The sequence below is a fragment of the Escherichia fergusonii ATCC 35469 genome, assembly GCF_000026225.1.
GTDB lineage: Bacteria > Pseudomonadota > Gammaproteobacteria > Enterobacterales > Enterobacteriaceae > Escherichia > Escherichia fergusonii.
This window is the reverse complement of the sequence record NC_011740.1, coordinates 2,872,083-2,890,031: the sequence shown is the minus strand read 5'-3', so window position 1 is coordinate 2,890,031 and position 17,949 is coordinate 2,872,083. Positions and strand designations below refer to the sequence as shown.

16 protein-coding genes and 1 tRNA gene are annotated in these 17,949 nt (G+C 48.9%); 7 read left to right on the top strand and 10 right to left on the bottom strand.

Annotated features, from left to right (window positions below):
- Nucleotides 1-2 precede the first annotated feature (2 nt).
- The 10 genes from paoC to EFER_RS14170 form a co-directional block, all read right to left on the bottom strand.
- On the bottom strand, nucleotides 3-2,201 hold the full coding sequence (gene paoC, locus EFER_RS14215) for an aldehyde oxidoreductase molybdenum-binding subunit PaoC (protein WP_000667070.1): 2,199 nt from the start codon (nucleotides 2,199-2,201) through the stop codon (nucleotides 3-5).
- On the bottom strand, nucleotides 2,198-3,154 hold the full coding sequence (locus EFER_RS14210) for an FAD binding domain-containing protein (RefSeq protein WP_000643286.1): 957 nt from the start codon (nucleotides 3,152-3,154) through the stop codon (nucleotides 2,198-2,200). Before EFER_RS14210 ends, paoC begins: the two co-directional genes overlap by 4 nt.
- Nucleotides 3,151-3,750: an aldehyde dehydrogenase iron-sulfur subunit PaoA gene (gene paoA / locus EFER_RS14205; RefSeq protein WP_000106703.1), complete on the bottom strand. Its 600-nt coding sequence runs from the start codon at nucleotides 3,748-3,750 to the stop codon at nucleotides 3,151-3,153. The genes EFER_RS14210 and paoA overlap by 4 nt, the downstream gene beginning before the upstream one ends.
- A gap of 139 nt (nucleotides 3,751-3,889) precedes the next feature.
- Nucleotides 3,890-4,837, bottom strand: coding sequence for a glutaminase A (gene glsA, locus EFER_RS14200; RefSeq protein WP_000179868.1), 948 nt, complete (start codon nucleotides 4,835-4,837; stop codon nucleotides 3,890-3,892).
- A gap of 197 nt (nucleotides 4,838-5,034) precedes the next feature.
- The gene (locus EFER_RS14195) at nucleotides 5,035-6,435 is read right to left on the bottom strand and encodes a glutamate decarboxylase (RefSeq protein ID WP_000057531.1); all 1,401 of its coding nucleotides are present in this window, start codon (nucleotides 6,433-6,435) and stop codon (nucleotides 5,035-5,037) included.
- Between the two features lie 194 nt (nucleotides 6,436-6,629).
- Nucleotides 6,630-7,805: an acetylornithine deacetylase gene (gene argE / locus EFER_RS14190; protein WP_001066160.1), complete on the bottom strand. Its 1,176-nt coding sequence runs from the start codon at nucleotides 7,803-7,805 to the stop codon at nucleotides 6,630-6,632.
- Nucleotides 7,798-8,472, bottom strand: a complete 675-nt coding sequence (locus EFER_RS14185; RefSeq protein ID WP_000175821.1) for a DUF1028 domain-containing protein — start codon at nucleotides 8,470-8,472, stop codon at nucleotides 7,798-7,800. The genes argE and EFER_RS14185 overlap by 8 nt, the downstream gene beginning before the upstream one ends.
- On the bottom strand, nucleotides 8,469-8,903 hold the full coding sequence (locus EFER_RS14180) for a RidA family protein (RefSeq protein ID WP_001142060.1): 435 nt from the start codon (nucleotides 8,901-8,903) through the stop codon (nucleotides 8,469-8,471). Before EFER_RS14180 ends, EFER_RS14185 begins: the two co-directional genes overlap by 4 nt.
- A gap of 14 nt (nucleotides 8,904-8,917) precedes the next feature.
- A complete protein-coding gene (locus EFER_RS14175) occupies nucleotides 8,918-10,177 on the bottom strand; it encodes a flavin-containing monooxygenase (protein ID WP_000139239.1) in 1,260 nt (419 codons plus the stop codon).
- Nucleotides 10,178-10,300: 123 nt separating this feature from the next.
- On the bottom strand, nucleotides 10,301-11,221 hold the full coding sequence (locus EFER_RS14170; RefSeq protein WP_001079091.1) for a LysR family transcriptional regulator: 921 nt from the start codon (nucleotides 11,219-11,221) through the stop codon (nucleotides 10,301-10,303).
- A 376-nt stretch (nucleotides 11,222-11,597) separates the two neighbouring features.
- Here EFER_RS14170 and EFER_RS14165 point away from each other — a divergent pair, with 376 nt between their 5' ends.
- From EFER_RS14165 to EFER_RS14135, 7 genes are all read left to right on the top strand, one after another.
- Nucleotides 11,598-13,118: an amino acid ABC transporter permease/ATP-binding protein gene (locus tag EFER_RS14165; RefSeq protein ID WP_000141875.1), complete on the top strand. Its 1,521-nt coding sequence runs from the start codon at nucleotides 11,598-11,600 to the stop codon at nucleotides 13,116-13,118.
- A 23-nt stretch (nucleotides 13,119-13,141) separates the two neighbouring features.
- Complete coding sequence (locus EFER_RS14160) at nucleotides 13,142-14,014, top strand: phytanoyl-CoA dioxygenase family protein (protein WP_000561619.1); 873 nt, start codon at nucleotides 13,142-13,144, stop codon at nucleotides 14,012-14,014.
- A 23-nt stretch (nucleotides 14,015-14,037) separates the two neighbouring features.
- Nucleotides 14,038-14,868: a transporter substrate-binding domain-containing protein gene (locus EFER_RS14155; RefSeq protein WP_000714397.1), complete on the top strand. Its 831-nt coding sequence runs from the start codon at nucleotides 14,038-14,040 to the stop codon at nucleotides 14,866-14,868.
- A 4-nt stretch (nucleotides 14,869-14,872) separates the two neighbouring features.
- Nucleotides 14,873-15,604, top strand: coding sequence for a class II aldolase and adducin N-terminal domain-containing protein (locus tag EFER_RS14150; protein ID WP_000512958.1), 732 nt, complete (start codon nucleotides 14,873-14,875; stop codon nucleotides 15,602-15,604).
- An 83-nt stretch (nucleotides 15,605-15,687) separates the two neighbouring features.
- On the top strand, nucleotides 15,688-16,446 hold the full coding sequence (gene actS / locus EFER_RS14145) for an amidase activator ActS (RefSeq protein ID WP_001272559.1): 759 nt from the start codon (nucleotides 15,688-15,690) through the stop codon (nucleotides 16,444-16,446).
- A gap of 78 nt (nucleotides 16,447-16,524) precedes the next feature.
- A tRNA-Gly gene (locus EFER_RS14140) sits at nucleotides 16,525-16,598 on the top strand.
- A gap of 164 nt (nucleotides 16,599-16,762) precedes the next feature.
- Nucleotides 16,763-17,932: a tyrosine-type recombinase/integrase gene (locus EFER_RS14135; RefSeq protein WP_000778547.1), complete on the top strand. Its 1,170-nt coding sequence runs from the start codon at nucleotides 16,763-16,765 to the stop codon at nucleotides 17,930-17,932.
- The last annotated feature ends 17 nt before the right edge of the window (nucleotides 17,933-17,949 follow it).

Here is a 17,949-nt window from a genome sequence, read left to right as displayed (position 1 = left end):
CCTCACAAGCGATCAGGAAGGGCGCACAGGAGTTTATCTGGCGTAATGGGGTAATCTCGTCGGCGTACACCGGTGGCGTTATAAATCGCGTTGGCAATTGCCGCGCTGACGCCGCAAAGCCCCAGTTCTCCTACCCCTTTGGCTTTCACAGGCGATGAGACGGGATCTGTATCATCCAGGAAGATCACTTCCTGAAGGGGGATGTCAGCATGTACCGGGATCTCATAGCTCGCCATATCATGATTAACGAAATAACCCTGGCGAGTATCAACCAACAACTCCTCCATTAATGCCGCACCCAGGCCCATGGTCATAGCACCAATCACCTGGCTACGTGCTGTTTTGGGGTTAAGAATTCGCCCGGCAGCACATACTGCCAACATTCGTCGTACACGAATCTCACCGGTCATCCGGTGTACAGCAACTTCAATAAAATGCCCGGCAAAAGTGGATTGCTGGAACTGTTCATCCAGATCGCCAAATTCAATCTGATCCTGCGCGCTGATTCTGCCGTTGTTGAGTGCATCCGTTAAACGCGCATGACGCTCACCACAATGCACCTTCTCGCCGGTAAACTCCGTATCGTCGGGCGCAAATCCCAGCTTTTTAGCAATGGCTTCACGTAGTTTGACGCAGGCAGCATAAACGCCCGATGTCGATGTGTTGGCTCCCCATTGTCCGCCCGAACCACCGGATATCGGAAAACTGGAATCACCAAGGTGCACATTCACTTTTTCCAGTGGCAGCCCCAACATTTCGGCGGCAGTCTGGGCAATGATGGTGTAACTGCCCGTACCGATATCCGTCATATCGGTTTCAACCGTAAGCGTACCGTCCAACTCCAGATGCACACGTGCCCCGGAAGGGGTCAGCAAATTATTGCGAAAACCAGCCGCCATTCCCATTCCTGTCAGCCATTCACCTTCTTTGTTTTGTCCTGGTCTGGCGTTGCGTTTGCTCCAGCCAAAACGGTCTGCACCCGTGCGCAGGCATTCAACCAATTGACGACGCGAGAAGGGGCGATTCGGGTTAGCGGGATCAACTTGTGTGTCGTTAAGTATGCGGAACTCTACAGGATCGAGGCCCGCTTTTTCCGCAATTTCATCGATAGCGATCTCCAGAGCCATCAATCCCGGCGTTTCGCCGGGGGCACGCATGGCATTGCCCTCAGGAAGATCGAGTTTTGCCAGTCGCAATCCGGTATGACGATGAGCTCCTGCATACAGAAGTTCACTTTGTTGAACGGCGATTTCTGGAGTGCCGCCGGGCAGATTGCCGGAATAACTTTTATGCGAAATTGCGCAAATACGTCCTTCAATATCGGTGCCAAGACGAATACGCTGAATGGTTGCCGGGCGATGGGTGGTGTTATTTGCTATGACAGGGCGAGGGAGCATCACTTTCACCGGACGCTGGATCATTCTTGCGCCAATCGCTGCCAGTAGGGCATCACTGCGCAGAAACAGTTTTCCGCCAAAACCGCCGCCGATCCACGGCGATAACACGCGGATCTTTTCCTTTGGTATTTTTAGCGTTTTCGCCAGATCGCTACGACACCAGTCGATCATCTGATTGGAAGTGCGGATCGTTAGTTGATCGCCATGCCAGAAAGCTAATGATGCATGGGGTTCCATTGCCATATGGCTTTGATCCGGCGTGGTGTAGGTTGCATCAAGGGTTATCGCAGCACCTGCAAAGGCACTGGCGAAGTCACCCGTTGTTTTATCTTCTTCATATTCGGGGGGCGCAGTGGCATTGGGTATGGCTGCGGCAAGATCATACTCACCAGCTTGCTGTTCATATTGCACCTGAACCAGAGAAGCAGCAGCTCGCGCCTGTTCAAACGTTTCAGCCACTACCAGCGCAATAGCCTGATGGTAGTGTTCAATTTCCGGGCCACCGAGCAGTGTAGCTGTGTTTTGTTCTCCTTTACCGAGTGGCCCGGCATTTTGTGCCGTAACTACCGCCAGCACACCAGGTGCGTTGTCCGCATTGTGTGTGTCGAGTGATGTAATCCGACCTTTGGCGATAGCTGAGGTCACAATGTAGCCATACGCAACTTTTGTGGCTTCATCATGCCATTCCCAGGCGTACGGAGCAGTACCAGTGACTTTACGTTTACCATCAATGCGGTCATGAGGATGACCGACAACCAGGAGCCGATCAACAGGGTTTTGACCTGCTGGTTTATCAAATTTCATCGTGTTACTCCCGCTTGCGTTAATACTGAGGCGAGTGTGCGCTTCGCCAGAATGAGCTTGTATTCATTTTCTGCAGTCGGGTGGGCAGTAGCGAACAGTTGTTCATAAACCGCCTTTGTACCCAGGGGAATGCGTTTATCTGCTTCATTCATACGCCAGGGTTTGTGTGCTACGCCCCCTAAGGCAACGCGACCGTTTCCATCGGGCTGAATAATGGCGGCCACAGATACCAGTGCAAAGGCATAAGAGGCGCGATCACGGATTTTGCGATAAACATGTGTGCCGACAATGGGCGGGGGCAAAGTGACGGCGACGATCAATTCCCCTGCGGTTAATACCGTTTCACGCTGAGGTGAGTCGCCGGGAGAGCAATAAAAATCGCTAAGTGGAATGTGCCGTTCGCTGCCATCCGGGGTCACGGTTTCTACAACCGCATCGAGCAATTGCATGGCTACGGCCATATCGCTGGGATGTGTGGCAATACAGGCGTCGCTGGTGCCGACCACTGCCAGTTGGCGGTTTTTGCCATGCAGTGCGGCGCAACCACTTCCAGGCTGGCGTTTATTACACGGCTGATTAGTGTCATAAAAATAGGGGCAACGCGTACGCTGGAGTAAATTTCCGGCGGTGCTTGCCTGGTTACGCAGTTGCGCCGACGCTCCTGCCAGTAATGCCCGTGAGAGCACGGCGTAATCCCGGCGAATACGTTCATCTGCCGCCAGATCAGCATTACGCACCAGAGCGCCAATACGCAGCCCACCAGCCGTAGTGGGCTCAATGTGATTCATGCCCAGGTGATTGACATCAATAAGATGTGTCGGGGTTTCAATCTCCAGTTTCATCAAATCAAGAAGATTGGTTCCACCAGCAATAAATTTCGCCCCAGGTGTACGTTGTGCGCTGGCGGCGGCTTCGGCGGGAGTGTTTGCGCGTTCAAACGTAAAAGCTTTCATGATTTTTTACTCCTGGCGACATCCTCAATTGCAGCAAGAATGTTGGAGTAAGCACCGCAGCGGCACAGATTGCCGCTCATGCGTTCGCGTATTTCGTCAGCGGTTTGTTCTGGTGGCGTCAGCAAATTTTCCGTTACGTGGCTGGGGATCCCGGCATCAAGCTCTTCCAGCATGGCGACTGCCGAACAAATTTGTCCGGGGGTACAGTAACCACATTGAAAACCGTCATGTTTGATAAAGGCCGCTTGCATTAAATGCAGGTTTTCTGGCGTACCGAGTCCTTCAATGGTAATGACATCAGCATCCTGATTCATAATTGCCAGCGTCAGGCAGGCATTGACACGTCGGCCATTGACGATAACGGTACACGCGCCACACTGCCCGTGATCACATCCTTTTTTCGTTCCCGTCAGTTGCAGATTTTCACGTAAAACATCCAACAATGTGGTGCGGCTATCAACCTTAAGCTGGTGGTATTTGCCGTTGATATTCAGTGTTAAAGGTAAGTATTGGGGGGGAGGGGGTACACTAAGATCGTGATGGCCCAGGGTGTTGCCTGGACGGTTCTCTTCAGCATTGTTGCCAGGGGTGCTCATGCCAGGCCTCCGCATAATAAGTTGATTTAAGAATGGTGTTATATCCGCGCCGCGCTCGTTTTTTGAACATTAAGCATAGTTGGCACGGGTATGGGATGATTCTTAAATCTTTGCATCTGGCCTAAAAAGCGGGAATTAATCAGCGAGTCTGATGACCACGAAACAGGTTATAGCCCAGTTCCTGAGCAACGGCTGCCACCATTTTTTGCCCACGAACGCTATTGCCAGCGTCATCCAGGGGCGGGGCAAAGGCCGCAATTCCCATTACTCCGGGGACGACAGCCAGAATACCGCCGCCGACACCGCTTTTTGCAGGTAATCCAACGGTATAAGCCCAGTCGCCAGAGCTGCCATACATTCCTTCCATCATCATCTCCGCCAGAATAAAAGGCACATTTTCCTCTTTCACTACCCGTTGTTTGCTCAGGGGATTGACTCCTCCGGCAGCAAAGGTTGCCCCAATGGTTGCCAGTTCAATGGTATTAATAAGCGTTGAACACTGGCGGGTGTAAACGTCGCAGGCTTCCATGGGATCGCAGTAAAGTGTGTTAGCGGAATACAGCAGCCAGGCAATTGCGCGGTTATGGAAATTAGTTGTTTGTTCCGATTGATTCACTTCGTCAGACAGTGCCACTGGTGCTCCGGTAAGTTGCTGCTGCATATGAAGAATGCGTGACCAACGGTTTTCACGATCCCGCGCATTCACCAGGCTGACGGTAGACATAGCGCCGGCATTGACCAATGGTGACAGCGGCTTACCCTGATGCAGTTCCAGAGCAATAACCGAGTTAAACGGTAAGCCAGTTGGATCGGCACCAATCTTGTTATGCACTTCTTCCGGGCCGACATCTTCCAATGCCAGTGCAAGGGTGCAGATTTTAGAAATGGATTCCAGAGCGAAACGATATTCGGTGTCTCCCTGCGTAATGATGTCGCCGTCAGCGGTAACAATGGCTAATGCCGAGAGATTTGCCGGAACACTGGCAAGATAAGGAATATAGCTGGCGTTTGTGCCGCCTTGTAGTGTTGAATATTGTTGCCATGCTTTTTTGACTGCTTGTTGTAATTTGTCATGTTCAGTAGCCATTAATTTTCTCCTTTCTAATAAAAGGCAGCTTTTTATCTGGATGTGAATAATTGGATGTAAATATATAGCCTGTACGAAAGGACCGTTTTATTTCAGGCTATGTTTAAGCAGATAATAATTACTGAAAATAAAATACAGGAATGTTCAGATTGATTACCAATCTGAACATTCTGCTTTCAGGAAATTAATTGTCACTATCAGGTATGTTTAAAGCTATTTTGCTGCGCAATGCCCTGTAATTTCGGATGATCGCTGAGATATTTCAGAGAAGCTTTATAGTCTTCCAGCAGTAATTCAGCGAAGTCCATTTCGAAGCCACGGCGGCACATAATACGCATTACTACGATATCAGTGGCTTCACCGCCAAGGGTAAAGGCCGGAACTTGCCAGCCACGCAAGCGCAGACGTTCAGAGAGGTCATACAGGGTGTAACCTGGATCTTCCCCATCTTTCAGTTTGAAGCACACCGCAGGAATACCTTCGTCCGGGCGACCGGTACAAATAAATTCATACGGCCCTAACCGTGCGATTTCCCGTGCCAGATAAGCCGCCACCTGATAAGAGGCATTCTGAACTTTGGTATAGCCTTCACGACCCAGGCGCAGGAACTCGTAATACTGAGCAATAACCTGGCCTGCCGGGCGGGAGAAGTTGATGGCGAAAGTACCGATTTGACCACCGAGATAGTCAACGTTGAAGATCAGTTCTTTCGGCAATGCTTCTTCATCACGCCAGATAACCCAGCCGCAGCCCAGCGGAGCAAGGCCGAATTTGTGACCAGAAGCGCTGATTGATTTCACACGCGGCAGGCGGAAGTCCCAGACGATATCCGGGGCAACAAACGGAGCCAGGAAGCCACCACTGGCGGCATCAATATGCATATCAATGTCGATACCGGTATCTGCCTGGAATTTGTCCAGTGCATCGTGCAGTGGCTGCGGGAACTCATAGTTACCGGTGTAAGTCACACCAAAGGTCGGCACCACACCGATGGTGTTTTCGTCGCACGCTTCAATCATGCGTTGTGGATCCATAAACAACTGGCCGTGGCGCATAGGAATTTCGCGTAATTCGACATCCCAGTAACGGGCGAATTTGTGCCAGCAAATCTGTACCGGGCCGCAGACCAGGTTTGGTTTATCGGTTGGTTTTCCGGCGGCTTCCATACGTTTACGCCAGCGCCATTTCATTGCCATCCCGCCCAGCATACAGGCTTCGGAAGAACCGATGGTGTTAGTACCAACTGCCTGGCCATTTTTAGGTTTTGGCGCATTCCACAGGTCGGCAACCATGTTGACGCAACGCAGGTCGATAGCGGCTGATTGTGGGTATTCTTCTTTATCGATCCAGTTTTTATTGATCGATAAGTCCATCAGTTTATGAACATTTTCGTCATCCCAGGTCTGGCAAAATGTTGCAAGGTTTTGACGGGCATTACCGTCGAGAAATAATTCGTCGCTGATAATCTGATAGGCAATATCGTCGCGTATTTCATGCAGCGGGAAATGTTTTGATTCCGCTACGGTCGAAATGGCTTTAGCGCCGAAACGAGAATCGAGTAGTTCGGAGCGAAAATCTGTTAACAGCTTCTGAGCCATTTTAAACTCCTTGATATGTTTTTGGGTGCCTGAAAAAAGTAGGATTTATCTCAGGTTGGATCAAGGTTATGGCGAATAACTAAATCCTAAGCATATTAAGGTATTATATTTAGGTAAGTAAGGTGGTCCATTTTTACTATTATGGGAAGCTTTAATTGCTATTTCCAACGGAAAATAATGTTCGCACGTATCATTTAATTTGTATCAAAATAATTTTTATTATCCAGACACATCCAGTCGCATAAATTTTTAAGCATTGTCATGCAGCGCTCAATTTGCGCAATACTGACATATTCATCTGCTTTATGCCCTTGTGCCATGCTTCCAGGCCCACAGATGAGCGTTGGCACACCCGCTTCACTAAACAATCCTCCTTCTGTGCCAAAGGCTACGGTTGAGAAACATGTACTGTCACACCATTGCGCCAGTGCTCTGGCAAAACTGCTTTGCGGATCGCTCAGCAAACCAGGGTAATGGCTAAGTTGCTGAAAACGAATCTCGGAACTTTTGGCAACCTTACGCATTGACGGAAGTAACTGGCTTTCGGCCCAGGCCGCCAGGGCTTCGGTGACATCTTGCGGACGCGTTCCGGGCAGATAGCGAATCTCAAAATCAAACCAACAACTTTGCGGCACGATATTCAGGGCAGTACCGCCAGCAATAACGCCAACCTGTATTGTTGCACCGCAAGGAGTAAAACGAGGATCTTGCCTGCGAGAAAAGACACTGCCCAGTTCATCAAGATGGCTGATCAGTTGGGCAGCATAACTGATTGCGTTAACACCCTCTGGTGCATGGGCAGAGTGGCAAGCGTGACCGTTCACACGGCAGCGCATTGCCAACTTACCTTTATGTCCAAAAACCGGCTGCATTTCAGTTGGCTCACCGATAATGCATAGTGCAGGTTTTTCTGCGGATGCTCCGATATGCTCCACGAGGCTGCGCACTCCCAGGCAACCCACTTCTTCGTCATACGAAAATGCCAGGTGAAGTGGCATACGCAATGGCGCAACGAGAAAGGTTTCCAGTGATGCCAGTACACAGGCAATAAACCCTTTCATATCTGCACTACCGCGTCCGTAAAAACGCCCATCACGTTCCGTTAAGGCAAAGGGCGGTACTGTCCATGACTGTCCATCTATTGGCACTACGTCGGTGTGGCCTGAAAGCATGACGCCTCCGCCTCCTGCCGGTCCAATCCGCGCATACAGATTTGCTTTACACCCCGTATCATCATAAAAGAGTTGCGAGGTCACACCACGAGCATCGAGGAAATCTCGAATCATCATTATCATTGCCAGGTTTGATTCCCGGCTGGTGGTGTCAAAAGCCAGCAACTGCGCGAGTAACTCCTGTACTGAGTTATTCATCGCCCGGTACGCCATAGCCAGGAGCATCACGTGGGTCCAGTGCTCTGGTAATGTACGCCTCCATTTGTGGTTCATAAGCCTGCCATAGCGCTTGCAAGCTGGCCACAGGATCAGCATCAGCCCAGTCGATGCGCAGATCAACAACTGGCCAGATATAATCATCCACGACTTTTACGGCCGCAGAATGTTCCGGGCCAGCTTCGCCTCCCTGATCAATTCCTGCCCGGAGCGCCGCAAGTAAACGGCTGGTCAGTTCACCAGTCGCATTCTCAAAAGCGGTAATCATGGCGGTGATGACTTGCTGGCTGGCGAGCATATTCCCCGCAGCCACACAGTTTTCGCCCTGTTGAACATGCCATATTCCTAATGTTTGTTCGCCGCTAAAAATCGCGCTTATGCCATCAGCACTCATGACTGCCACCTGACGATATTCACTAAAACGATCTTCTCCCAGTGCTCGTTTCAACGCCTGTTCTGCTGTTAACCCTGACTCCAGACCGGCAAGAATTTGTGGCCCTAAGGCTGGCAATGTAATGTTTTGACTGGCAACTGCGCCGATGCCTGCCTGTAACCATGGGCAACGTGCGCCGACCGCAATGCTTGAAGAGCTGATTGCTATACCTAATTGCCCGGATTCCGGGCATAAAGCCGTAATCGAGAGCGTCATAAAAGCACCTTCTTATTCCAGTCTTCAGGAATAACGGCTGTTACGTCAATTTCCATTAACCATTGTGGTTGGGCCAGCGCCGAGACCACCAGGCCAGTCGAGACAGGAAATACGCCTTTTAACCATTTACCGACCTCCTGATACACCGGTTCACGATAACGGGGATCGATGAGATAAGTGGTGGTTTTTACAATGTGTGAAAGATCACTTCCTGCTTCTTCCAGCAGCATTTTTACATTTTTCATCGCCTGTTCTGCCTGCGCACGGGCATCACCTGGCCCAACCAGATTGCCCGCAAAATCCGTACCTACCTGACCGCGCAAATAAACGGTATTGCCTGCCCGCACCGCCTGACACAGGTCATTGTTCAGTGTCTGATTAGGGTAAGTTTCTTTGGTGTTGAACATCCGAATACGTGTATGTGTTGGCATAGTATTTATCCTTATTAATGAGAGGGATGGTAGGCCTGGTACTGACGCTGGATAGCAATGTGATCGGCAATATATTTCGCGTCATGCCACACGCCCCAGATAAAAGAGGAGCCACGGCGGGAAAGCCAGGGAAGCCCCAGAAAATAGATACCAGGTTCGCTGGAAATTCCACGCTGGTGGCATGGCTGGTTGTGTTCATCAAAAGCATTTACTTTCAGCCAACGGTAGTCGGTGGCATAACCCGTTGCCCAGATAACAGAGGTGATTCCGGCATTAGCCAGATCCAGCTCGTGCAAAGGGTGAGTCAGGCATTGCGGATCTGGCAGGAAATAACGGGCTTCTGGTTCTTCAGGTAATTTAAGACCATTGCGGGTAATGTAGGCATCTGCAGCGTCCAGCAACTCCAGGTAGGACTCATCACCCCGACGAATGTTTTCCTGAAGATCATCACCGAAGAGCGCTTTACCGTGGTTTAATTCCAGGGTTTGCCCCACCAGTGTGATGCCACGATGTGCCAGTTGGCGGAAATCAACAGTATGACCGCCACGGGCACCGCTCACGGCGATGGTGACATGCTCTTTCCCGGGTTGTTTGACGGAGGCTTCCCAAAGGCCCAACACCCCCAGCCACCAACAGAAATCACGCTGACGATAACGACGAGGAGGGCGATCATGTGCGCCAACCGATAACCAGACCTTTTTGCCTGCGCGCTGTAATTCATCAGCAATTTGCACCCCGGAAGATCCGGCACCGATGACCAGTACGCCTCCTGCGGGTAATTGTTGTGGGCGGAAGTAATGGGCAGAGTGTATCTGGTGAAGATCACTATTTTGTTGGGCAATCGCGGGAATAACGGGTTTTTGAAATGGTCCGGTGGCAGCAATAATTCGTTGGGTTTCAATAACACCCTTAGAGGTTTCGACGCGAAAACCTGGACGTCCGTCTAAAGCTTGTGCATGTAATACTTCAACACCTGTACGAATGGGCGCGTTGAAGGTTTTAGCCCAGCTTTCGAAATAGTCGGCAACCTGATCTTTTGCTACGAAGCTGTCGCCATCACAGTCAGGAAACGACATATTCGGGAATCTGTCATGCCATGCCGGGCCATTAGCTACCAGCGAGTCCCAGCGTCCACTGCGCCAGGCTTCAGCAATCCGTTGTTTTTCAAGTACCAGATGAGGAATGTCAAGATTCGTGAGATGTTCACTCATCGCCACACCTGCCTGTCCCGCACCAACCACTAATGTATCTGTAACGGTTATTTGCTCTGTCATTATTGTTATCCTTTCGCACGGTGAACCGGCGTATTTACCGGAATTGACTAAGCTCAGATTAAATAACAACGCGCAGTGGGTAAATTATTATAAAACGTTCTTGAGTATATAAAATTACGAGGCTTAATAATGTAATCCTGGCGGCATTAATTCACGGTTACGGCAGTAATCCATAAATAATTGCGTCGGTCGGGTAGGTTCATTATTTGCAAGGTGTGCCATTATTAATGTTGATGCAGGCATTTCATCTTCTATATCGAGTTGTACAAGACGCTCACCATCATAGGTTATATCGCTGCAGGGGCGGGTAACTAATACTGAAAATCCTAACCCTTGTCCAACCATACAACGTACCATTTCAATAGAAGGTGAACTGTAAGCAATATGAGGGTGATAACCTTTTTCTTTGAAAATAGCGACAAAATAATTTTTGCTCGGCACGGCATCAAGCAAGATCATGGGTTCCTTGCTCAGTTCCTGCAGTGTCACGCTCTTTTTTCGTGCCAAAGGATGTGATGCGGGCAATAATGCATAAGGCTGGTGCGGTGCGTTAAGTAATTCTTTATGGATGGTATGACCCAGCTCCAGATCATACAACAAAGCCAGATCAAATCGCCCACGATGTAAACCGTGCATTAATTCATGTTGCTCACCATCATAAAGTTGCAGAGTAATTTCAGGATAAAGTTTTTTGAATCCTGCAACCAGTTTCGGCATATATAACGGGGCTACCGATTCAAAACAACCTATTGAAATTGTTCCTGAAATCATGTCCTTATCGGCACGTGAGTTTTGCTCGAACTCCCAGGATAAGCGCAAGAGCTCTTTCGCCTTTTCATAGAAACGTCTGCCACCTGATGTTAACGATACACCTTGCGCATGGTGGCGAATAAAGAGTTGTTGATCAAAGGTGCTTTCGAGATTTTTAATCGCAATAGAAATTGAAGGTTGGGCAATGTGTAACTGACGTGAAGCTTCAGCAATACTTTCTGTTTCGACGACGGTGACAAAATATTTAAGTTGTTTAAGGGTAAATCGGTTCATAGGCTACCTGTCAGTTATCCTGTTAGATATAAAATATATGTAGCAAGAGTCGTGCCATAAACATTTTCAGATAAATTAACCGTTTTTTAATAAATGGCGAGCATTCTGCACCGCTTTGAATCATGCTGCACCCTTGTGGAATTTTATTTGCCCCAATGTTGTGCAAATTCATTTTTGTTCATTTGAGAAGTGTTAAACATGATTTTTTATGTTTGCGAAGTTGTATAGTTTTTTTAATCCTAAAGGCCAGAAATTTTCTAATTGCCAGCACAAGAAAATTATAAGCATAGTATCACGGCAAGACGAACGAGGGTTCACTGGTTTGCAATAACAAGTAAGCCCCGACTTCCGTTAATTATGATGAGTGGAATAGCCCATGACGTTTGACTGGAACTATATGTTAAGTCTACTCAGTAATCATGATTTCTGGCAGGCCACCTGGACTGTCATTAAATTAAGTTTGCTGACCTGGTTTTTCAGCATTGTGCTGGGCTTTATTCTTGCACTGGCAAAGCAATCGCCACGTAAGTTATTCAATACGCCGGCACGAATCTATATTTGGTTATTTCGCAGTATTCCGTTACTGGTATTGCTGATTTTTGTATATAACTTACCGCAGGCAATGCCCTCTCTGGCATCGATATTAAATGATCCTTTCCGCGCCGGATTAATTGCTATGGTACTTTGCGAGGCAGCATATATTGCGGAAATTCATCGTGGGGGATTGTTGTCTATTCCAAAAGGGCAAAGTGAAGCTGCCAGAGCGCTGGGTATGCGCTACGCCGGAACACAGTGGCGGGTGGTTATCCCTCAGGCATTACGCGTCGCGCTACCCGCACTGGCAAATGAATATATCGCCATTGTGAAACTCAGTTCTTTAGTTTCAGTGATTTCGCTCACCGAGATTTTAATGGTCGGACAGCGTCTCTATTCGCAAAACTTTCTTGTTATGGAAACCATGGCTGCCGTGGCGTTCTATTACGTATTTATCGTGACGGTATTTGATTTCCTACTGAAACGTCTGGAGAAATATCTTGATGTGACTCAGCGCAATACTTCTCGTCCGGTAGATGCCGAAATGCGCCAGCTGGCAGTTGCCGGGCAACCAACGACAGCACGCCATTTTTCAGACCAGGCGGCACCTGCATTGCAGGCATCCAGACTGCACAAAGCATATAACAATGTCGAAGTGTTGGGGGCCGTTAGCCTGAGGATTCAACCGGGGGAGGTGGTATCAGTCATCGGACCATCCGGTTCCGGTAAAACCACACTGATTCGCCTGCTCAATGGGCTTGAGCAGATCGACAATGGCGAAATTAAAATCAATGGTCAGCCATTTATTCATCTCAATCGTCAGGGGCAGCAAAAACCACGTTTTACTGAAAATGCTCAACATCGCATGAATATTGGCATGGTCTTTCAGAGTTTCAATCTGTTTCCTCACCTTACTGTACTTGGCAATTTGCTACTGGCTCCGCGATACCACCGGCTGGCAAGTGAAGTAGAACTCAAACAACAAGCCTGTGAGTTGTTGCATAAGGTCGGCATGTTGGACCACGCCTGGAAGTATCCGCATCAGCTTTCTGGTGGGCAGCAACAACGCGTGGCGATCGCCCGGGCGTTAATGATGCGACCGCAAATCATGTTGTTCGATGAACCCACTTCAGCCCTTGATCCTGAGAAGGTGAATGAAGTGCTGCAGGTAATTGAATCACTGGCGCAAGAAGGTATCACCATGGTGATCGTGACCCATGAGATGAATTTTGCCTTCAAAGTTTCAGACCGAATTGTCTTTATGGAAAAAGGACGTGTGGTGTGTGACGACACGCCGCAAGCAATGCGTGAAGGGCATCATCCGCGTGTTGATGCCTTCCTGAAAGATGTCTCTCTGGCTTAACCCTCTGACTGAAAGGAAAAATCATGATCGCACAATGGCAAATTGAGCAGTTTCACCAACAGGGATTTCTGGTCGTCGAAGATGTTCTTACGACAGAAGAGATTACAGCATTGCAGGTTGACTTTGATGGTTGGGTAGAACAAAGCCGCCAGCACCAACAACCATGGGGAGAAACGCTGGATGGCCGTCCGCGGTTTGATCTCGAAGATGATCACTCAGCGGCACATCCCTCATTACGGCGTGTAACATCGCCTACTGAGATTTCTTCTGTTTATCAACATGCTGCTTTGCATTCCAGAATGGCGACCATCGCCGGGCAATTGATTGGCGGCAGCGGTACGCGTTTTCATCACAGCAAAATTAATTCTAAATTGCCGCACACCGCCACGAAGGTGAAATGGCATCAGGATTTTCTTTTCACCCCGCACAGTAATGACGACATCATTACCGCGCTGTTAATGGTAAGTGAAGTGACACCAGAAAATGGGCCGCTGAATGTGGTGCCTGGAAGTCATCAGGGGCCACTATATTCTCACTGGCAGAACGAACGTTTTACCGGAGCGGTAGAGCAACAGATAGAACACGCCCATTGCCAACAACCAACGGCCTGTTATGGCCCACCCGGATCAGTATGTTTTATGCATACCCGTCTGTTACATGCCTCCAGTCCTAATGAAACTGATATGCCGCGCACACTGTTTATTGCGGTATACGCCGCCGAAGACGCTTTGCCTTTTGGTGACAATCCGTTGCCAAGTATTCATGCCGGGCAAATTGTCGCCGGGGAAGAGAGTGGATTAATCCGTAGTAGTGATAACCAGTTCCGCTTACCGCAAAAGCCACGCGGTGCATCCTTTTTCGTTCAGCAAGCCGGAAACGATTTTGCCAACATCTGATTGATCTGTTCTCTGGAGATATTATGAAAAAGTTCAATACCTTACTTAATACCGTCCCGTTGTTATATGCCAGTGTTGTGCTGGCATCTTTTAATGCCAATGCTTTCCAACAGCCGGAGAAGATTATTGCCGGATCAGATATGACCTTTTATCCCTATGAATATATGGAAAACAATCAACCAGCCGGATTTGATATTGAGTTTCTTGCCGGACTGGCGAAGGTAATGGGGCGTGACGCGGTAAATATTGACACTCGCTTCCCGAATTTAATCCCAGGATTGCAGGGCGAGCGTTTTGATATCACCAACTCTTCAATGTATATCACGGCGGAACGGCTGAAAGTCATTGATATGGTGCCTTACCTGAAAAGTGGTGAATCAATCCTCGTGCTGAAAGGTAGTGAATATCAACCAAAAAAACCGGAAGACTTTTGCGGACACAAAATTGGTTCGATGGGAGCGACTTCCTGGTTGGCACAACTACAGAAGCTTTCAGCTGATTACTGCGTAAAAAACGGACTTGAACCCATTGTCCTTAGTGAATATGCCACTGATCCGCAGACGACTCAGGCGCTACTTTCCCGAGCTGTAGAAGCGCAGATCACTGATGCGGCGGTAGCAAAAGGGGTGATCGATAAATTGGGCGATCGTGTGGTTATTTCTTCCGATACTCTGATATATCCAGTGCTTAATGGCTTTGGTGTCAAAAAAGGCAACAGCGTAGTGAAAAACGCGCTGGAAGAGGGGCTAAAAAAATATAGCGCCACGCCGGAATATGCCGCTTTGCTGAAGAAATATAACTTCACCCCGCCAACTGCGGAAGATCTCAACACTCTGATGCCAAAAGCGGAATAAATGAATGGGAATATCAATTGAAGAGCAGATCCGTGTCGATCTGGCCGTAACCTTCCGCATAATTGCCCATCTTGGGATGCACGAAGCTGTCGCTAATCATTTCAGCGCGGCAATTTCTGACGACGGAAAGACGTTTCTGCTGAATCCTAAGTGGAAACATTTTTCCCGGATTCGTGCCAGCGACTTGCTGTTGTTAGATGCTGATGATGAAGCTAATGCCCACCGTGAAGATGTCGATGCCACGGCATGGGCGATTCATGGGCAGATTCATCAACGTCTGCCAGCAGCACGTGTCGTGCTGCATCTTCATCCGGTCTATACCACCAGCGTTGCGTGTCTGGAGACACCGCATATTCCTGCAATCGATCAAAATACGGCACGTTATTTTAATCGTATGGCAATAGATACCTTATATGGTGGAATGGCAGACACAACGGCAGAAGGTGCCCGACTGGCAGGATTACTGGGAGAAAAACGGCGCTTGCTGATGGGTAACCACGGCGTGTTAGTTACTGGTATTTCAGTAGGGGAAGCATTTGATGATATCTGGACGCTTGAGCGTGCTTGTCAGATATTTGTTACTGCTATGTCCTGTGGACAGCCACTGAAAATCCTGCCGGATGAAGTCGCAGAAAAAACGGCCCGTGACTGGGAGAAGATCGTTGATTTTTCCCGTCAGCATTTTGCTGAAATGAAGCAACTGATGATTGAAGCAGATCCGTCAGTGCTTGATTAACATGTTATGTCAGATGCAAGAGATTGGGCATCTTGCGGATGGCTGCTATCATAAAGCGACTTGAAATATCGTGAGGATTCGCTTTGAGCGCAGGACGCTTGAATAAAAATAGCCTCGGAATTGCGCTGCTGTTGTCTATGGGGCTACTGCTGGCGGGCTGTTCCAGCAAACCGTCATCCGATTCGGGAAGCTATTCTGGTACCGTTTACACTGTGAAGCGGGGAGATACGTTGTATCGTATTTCACGCGCTACTGGCACCAGCGTAAAAGAACTCGCTCGTCTGAACGGCATTTCACCGCCTTATACTATTGAGGTTGGGCAAAAACTGAAAGTGAGCAGTGGGTCGAAAAGCAGCAAAACTGCCAGTAAATCTGGCAAAAAATCGACCAGCAAAACTGCAGCGGTCAGACCATCTTCTTCCGTTCCGCAATCTTCCTGGCCACCTGTTGGTCAACGCTGTTGGCGGTGGCCAGCCAGTGGGAAGGTGATTTTGCCATACTCAATGGCGGATGGCGGAAATAAAGGCATCGACATCGCCGCGGCCCGAGGTACACCGGTTTATGCTGCCGGAGCCGGCAAGGTCGTGTATGCGGGTAACCAACTGCGTGGTTACGGTAATCTGGTGATGATAAAGCACAGTGAAGATTACATTACTGCCTACGCCCATAACGACACTATTCTGGTCAATAATGGGGAGACGGTAAAAGCGGGCCAGAAAATCGCCACCATGGGCAGTACTGACGCTGCCTCTGTACGGCTGCACTTCCAGATCCGTTACCGGGCAACTGCCATTGATCCGCTGCGTTATCTCCCCCCGCAAGGCAGTAAACCGAAATGCTGACGGTGAAATAAACAGCAGTCAGTACAAAGCCACTTGCCAGCAAGAGCGTAAGGCTTATAATGCCTTACGCATCTCAAAGCGGGCGTAGTTCAATGGTAGAACGAGAGCTTCCCAAGCTCTATACGAGGGTTCGATTCCCTTCGCCCGCTCCAAACTCAACTCCCCTGAAGTCTACCAAACTCAACTTTTCCTTGATAAATCAGTAGTTATAGCATTCTATTAGTCTATTGAACTCAATAGTACTCCCTCAGGGTCAAGCTCAATGTGGGGGTATGAGTGGGGGTATAATTGTACCCCCTGCTGAGAGGTACCCCCAATGAAGCTGACTGCTCGTCAGGTTGAAACTGCAAAACCTAAAGATAAGCCCTACAAACTCGCTGATGGTGGTGGTCTTTACCTGCTGGTTAATCCCAATGGCAAAAGATACTGGCGTCTCAAATACCGTTCACTAGGCAAAGAGAAGCTGCTCGCTATTGGCGTTTACCCTGATGTTTCTTTAGCTGAAGCCAGAAGTAAGCGTGAGGATGCTAAAAGAACATTAGCTGTTGGCAATGATCCTTCTCTTGAACGAAAAATTGAGAAACTTAGCCGTCAACAGGACGCAGAAAACTCGTTTGAGGCTATCACGCGGGAGTGGTATCAGCGTCGCTATGACCGCTGGTCTGTCTCCTACCGCGAAGAGATGCTAAGAACCTTTGAAAAGGATGTATTTCCTTATATCGGTCACCGGCCAATCAAAGATATCAAGCCGATGGAGCTGCTTGCTGTTCTTTCAAAGATAGAAGCACGAGGAGCAACTGAGAAGGTACGTAAGGTTCGTCAACGTTGTGGAGAAGTCTGGAAGTATGCCGTTGTGACTGGCAGAGCCGAGTACAATCCAGCACCTGATCTAGCCAGCGCCGTGACTCCACATGAGAAAGAACACTATGCTTTTTTAACCCAGGATGAATTACCAGAGTTTCTTCGGACTCTGAATACCTATGCCGGTAGTGTGCTTGTTAAGATTGCGATGCAATTACTTATTTTGACTGGAGTAAGGCCTGGGGAATTGAGGCAAGCGGAGTGGCAGGAGTTTGATTTTGAGCGGAAGGTTTGGAACGTGCCAGCAGAGCGCATGAAAATGCGCCGCCCTCATCTGGTTCCGTTATCAAGCCAGGCAATTGACCTACTTAATCAGCTTAAACCTATGACAGGTGCAGGTGCGTTGCTGTTCCCTGGGCGTAATAATCCTAAGAAATCGATGAGTGATATGGCATTGATTGTGTTGGTTAGGCGTATCGGCTATGCCGGGCGCGTTACGGGGCACGGATTCCGCCACACGATGAGTACTATTTTGCATGAGCAGGGATTTAACTCGGCCTGGATTGAGTTACAGCTGGCTCACGTCGATAAGAACTCAATTCGTGGGACATATAACCATGCTCAATATCTGGAGGGGCGGAGGGAGATGATGCAGTGGTATGGAGATTTGATCATTAATAATTGACAGAACTAATTGCAACC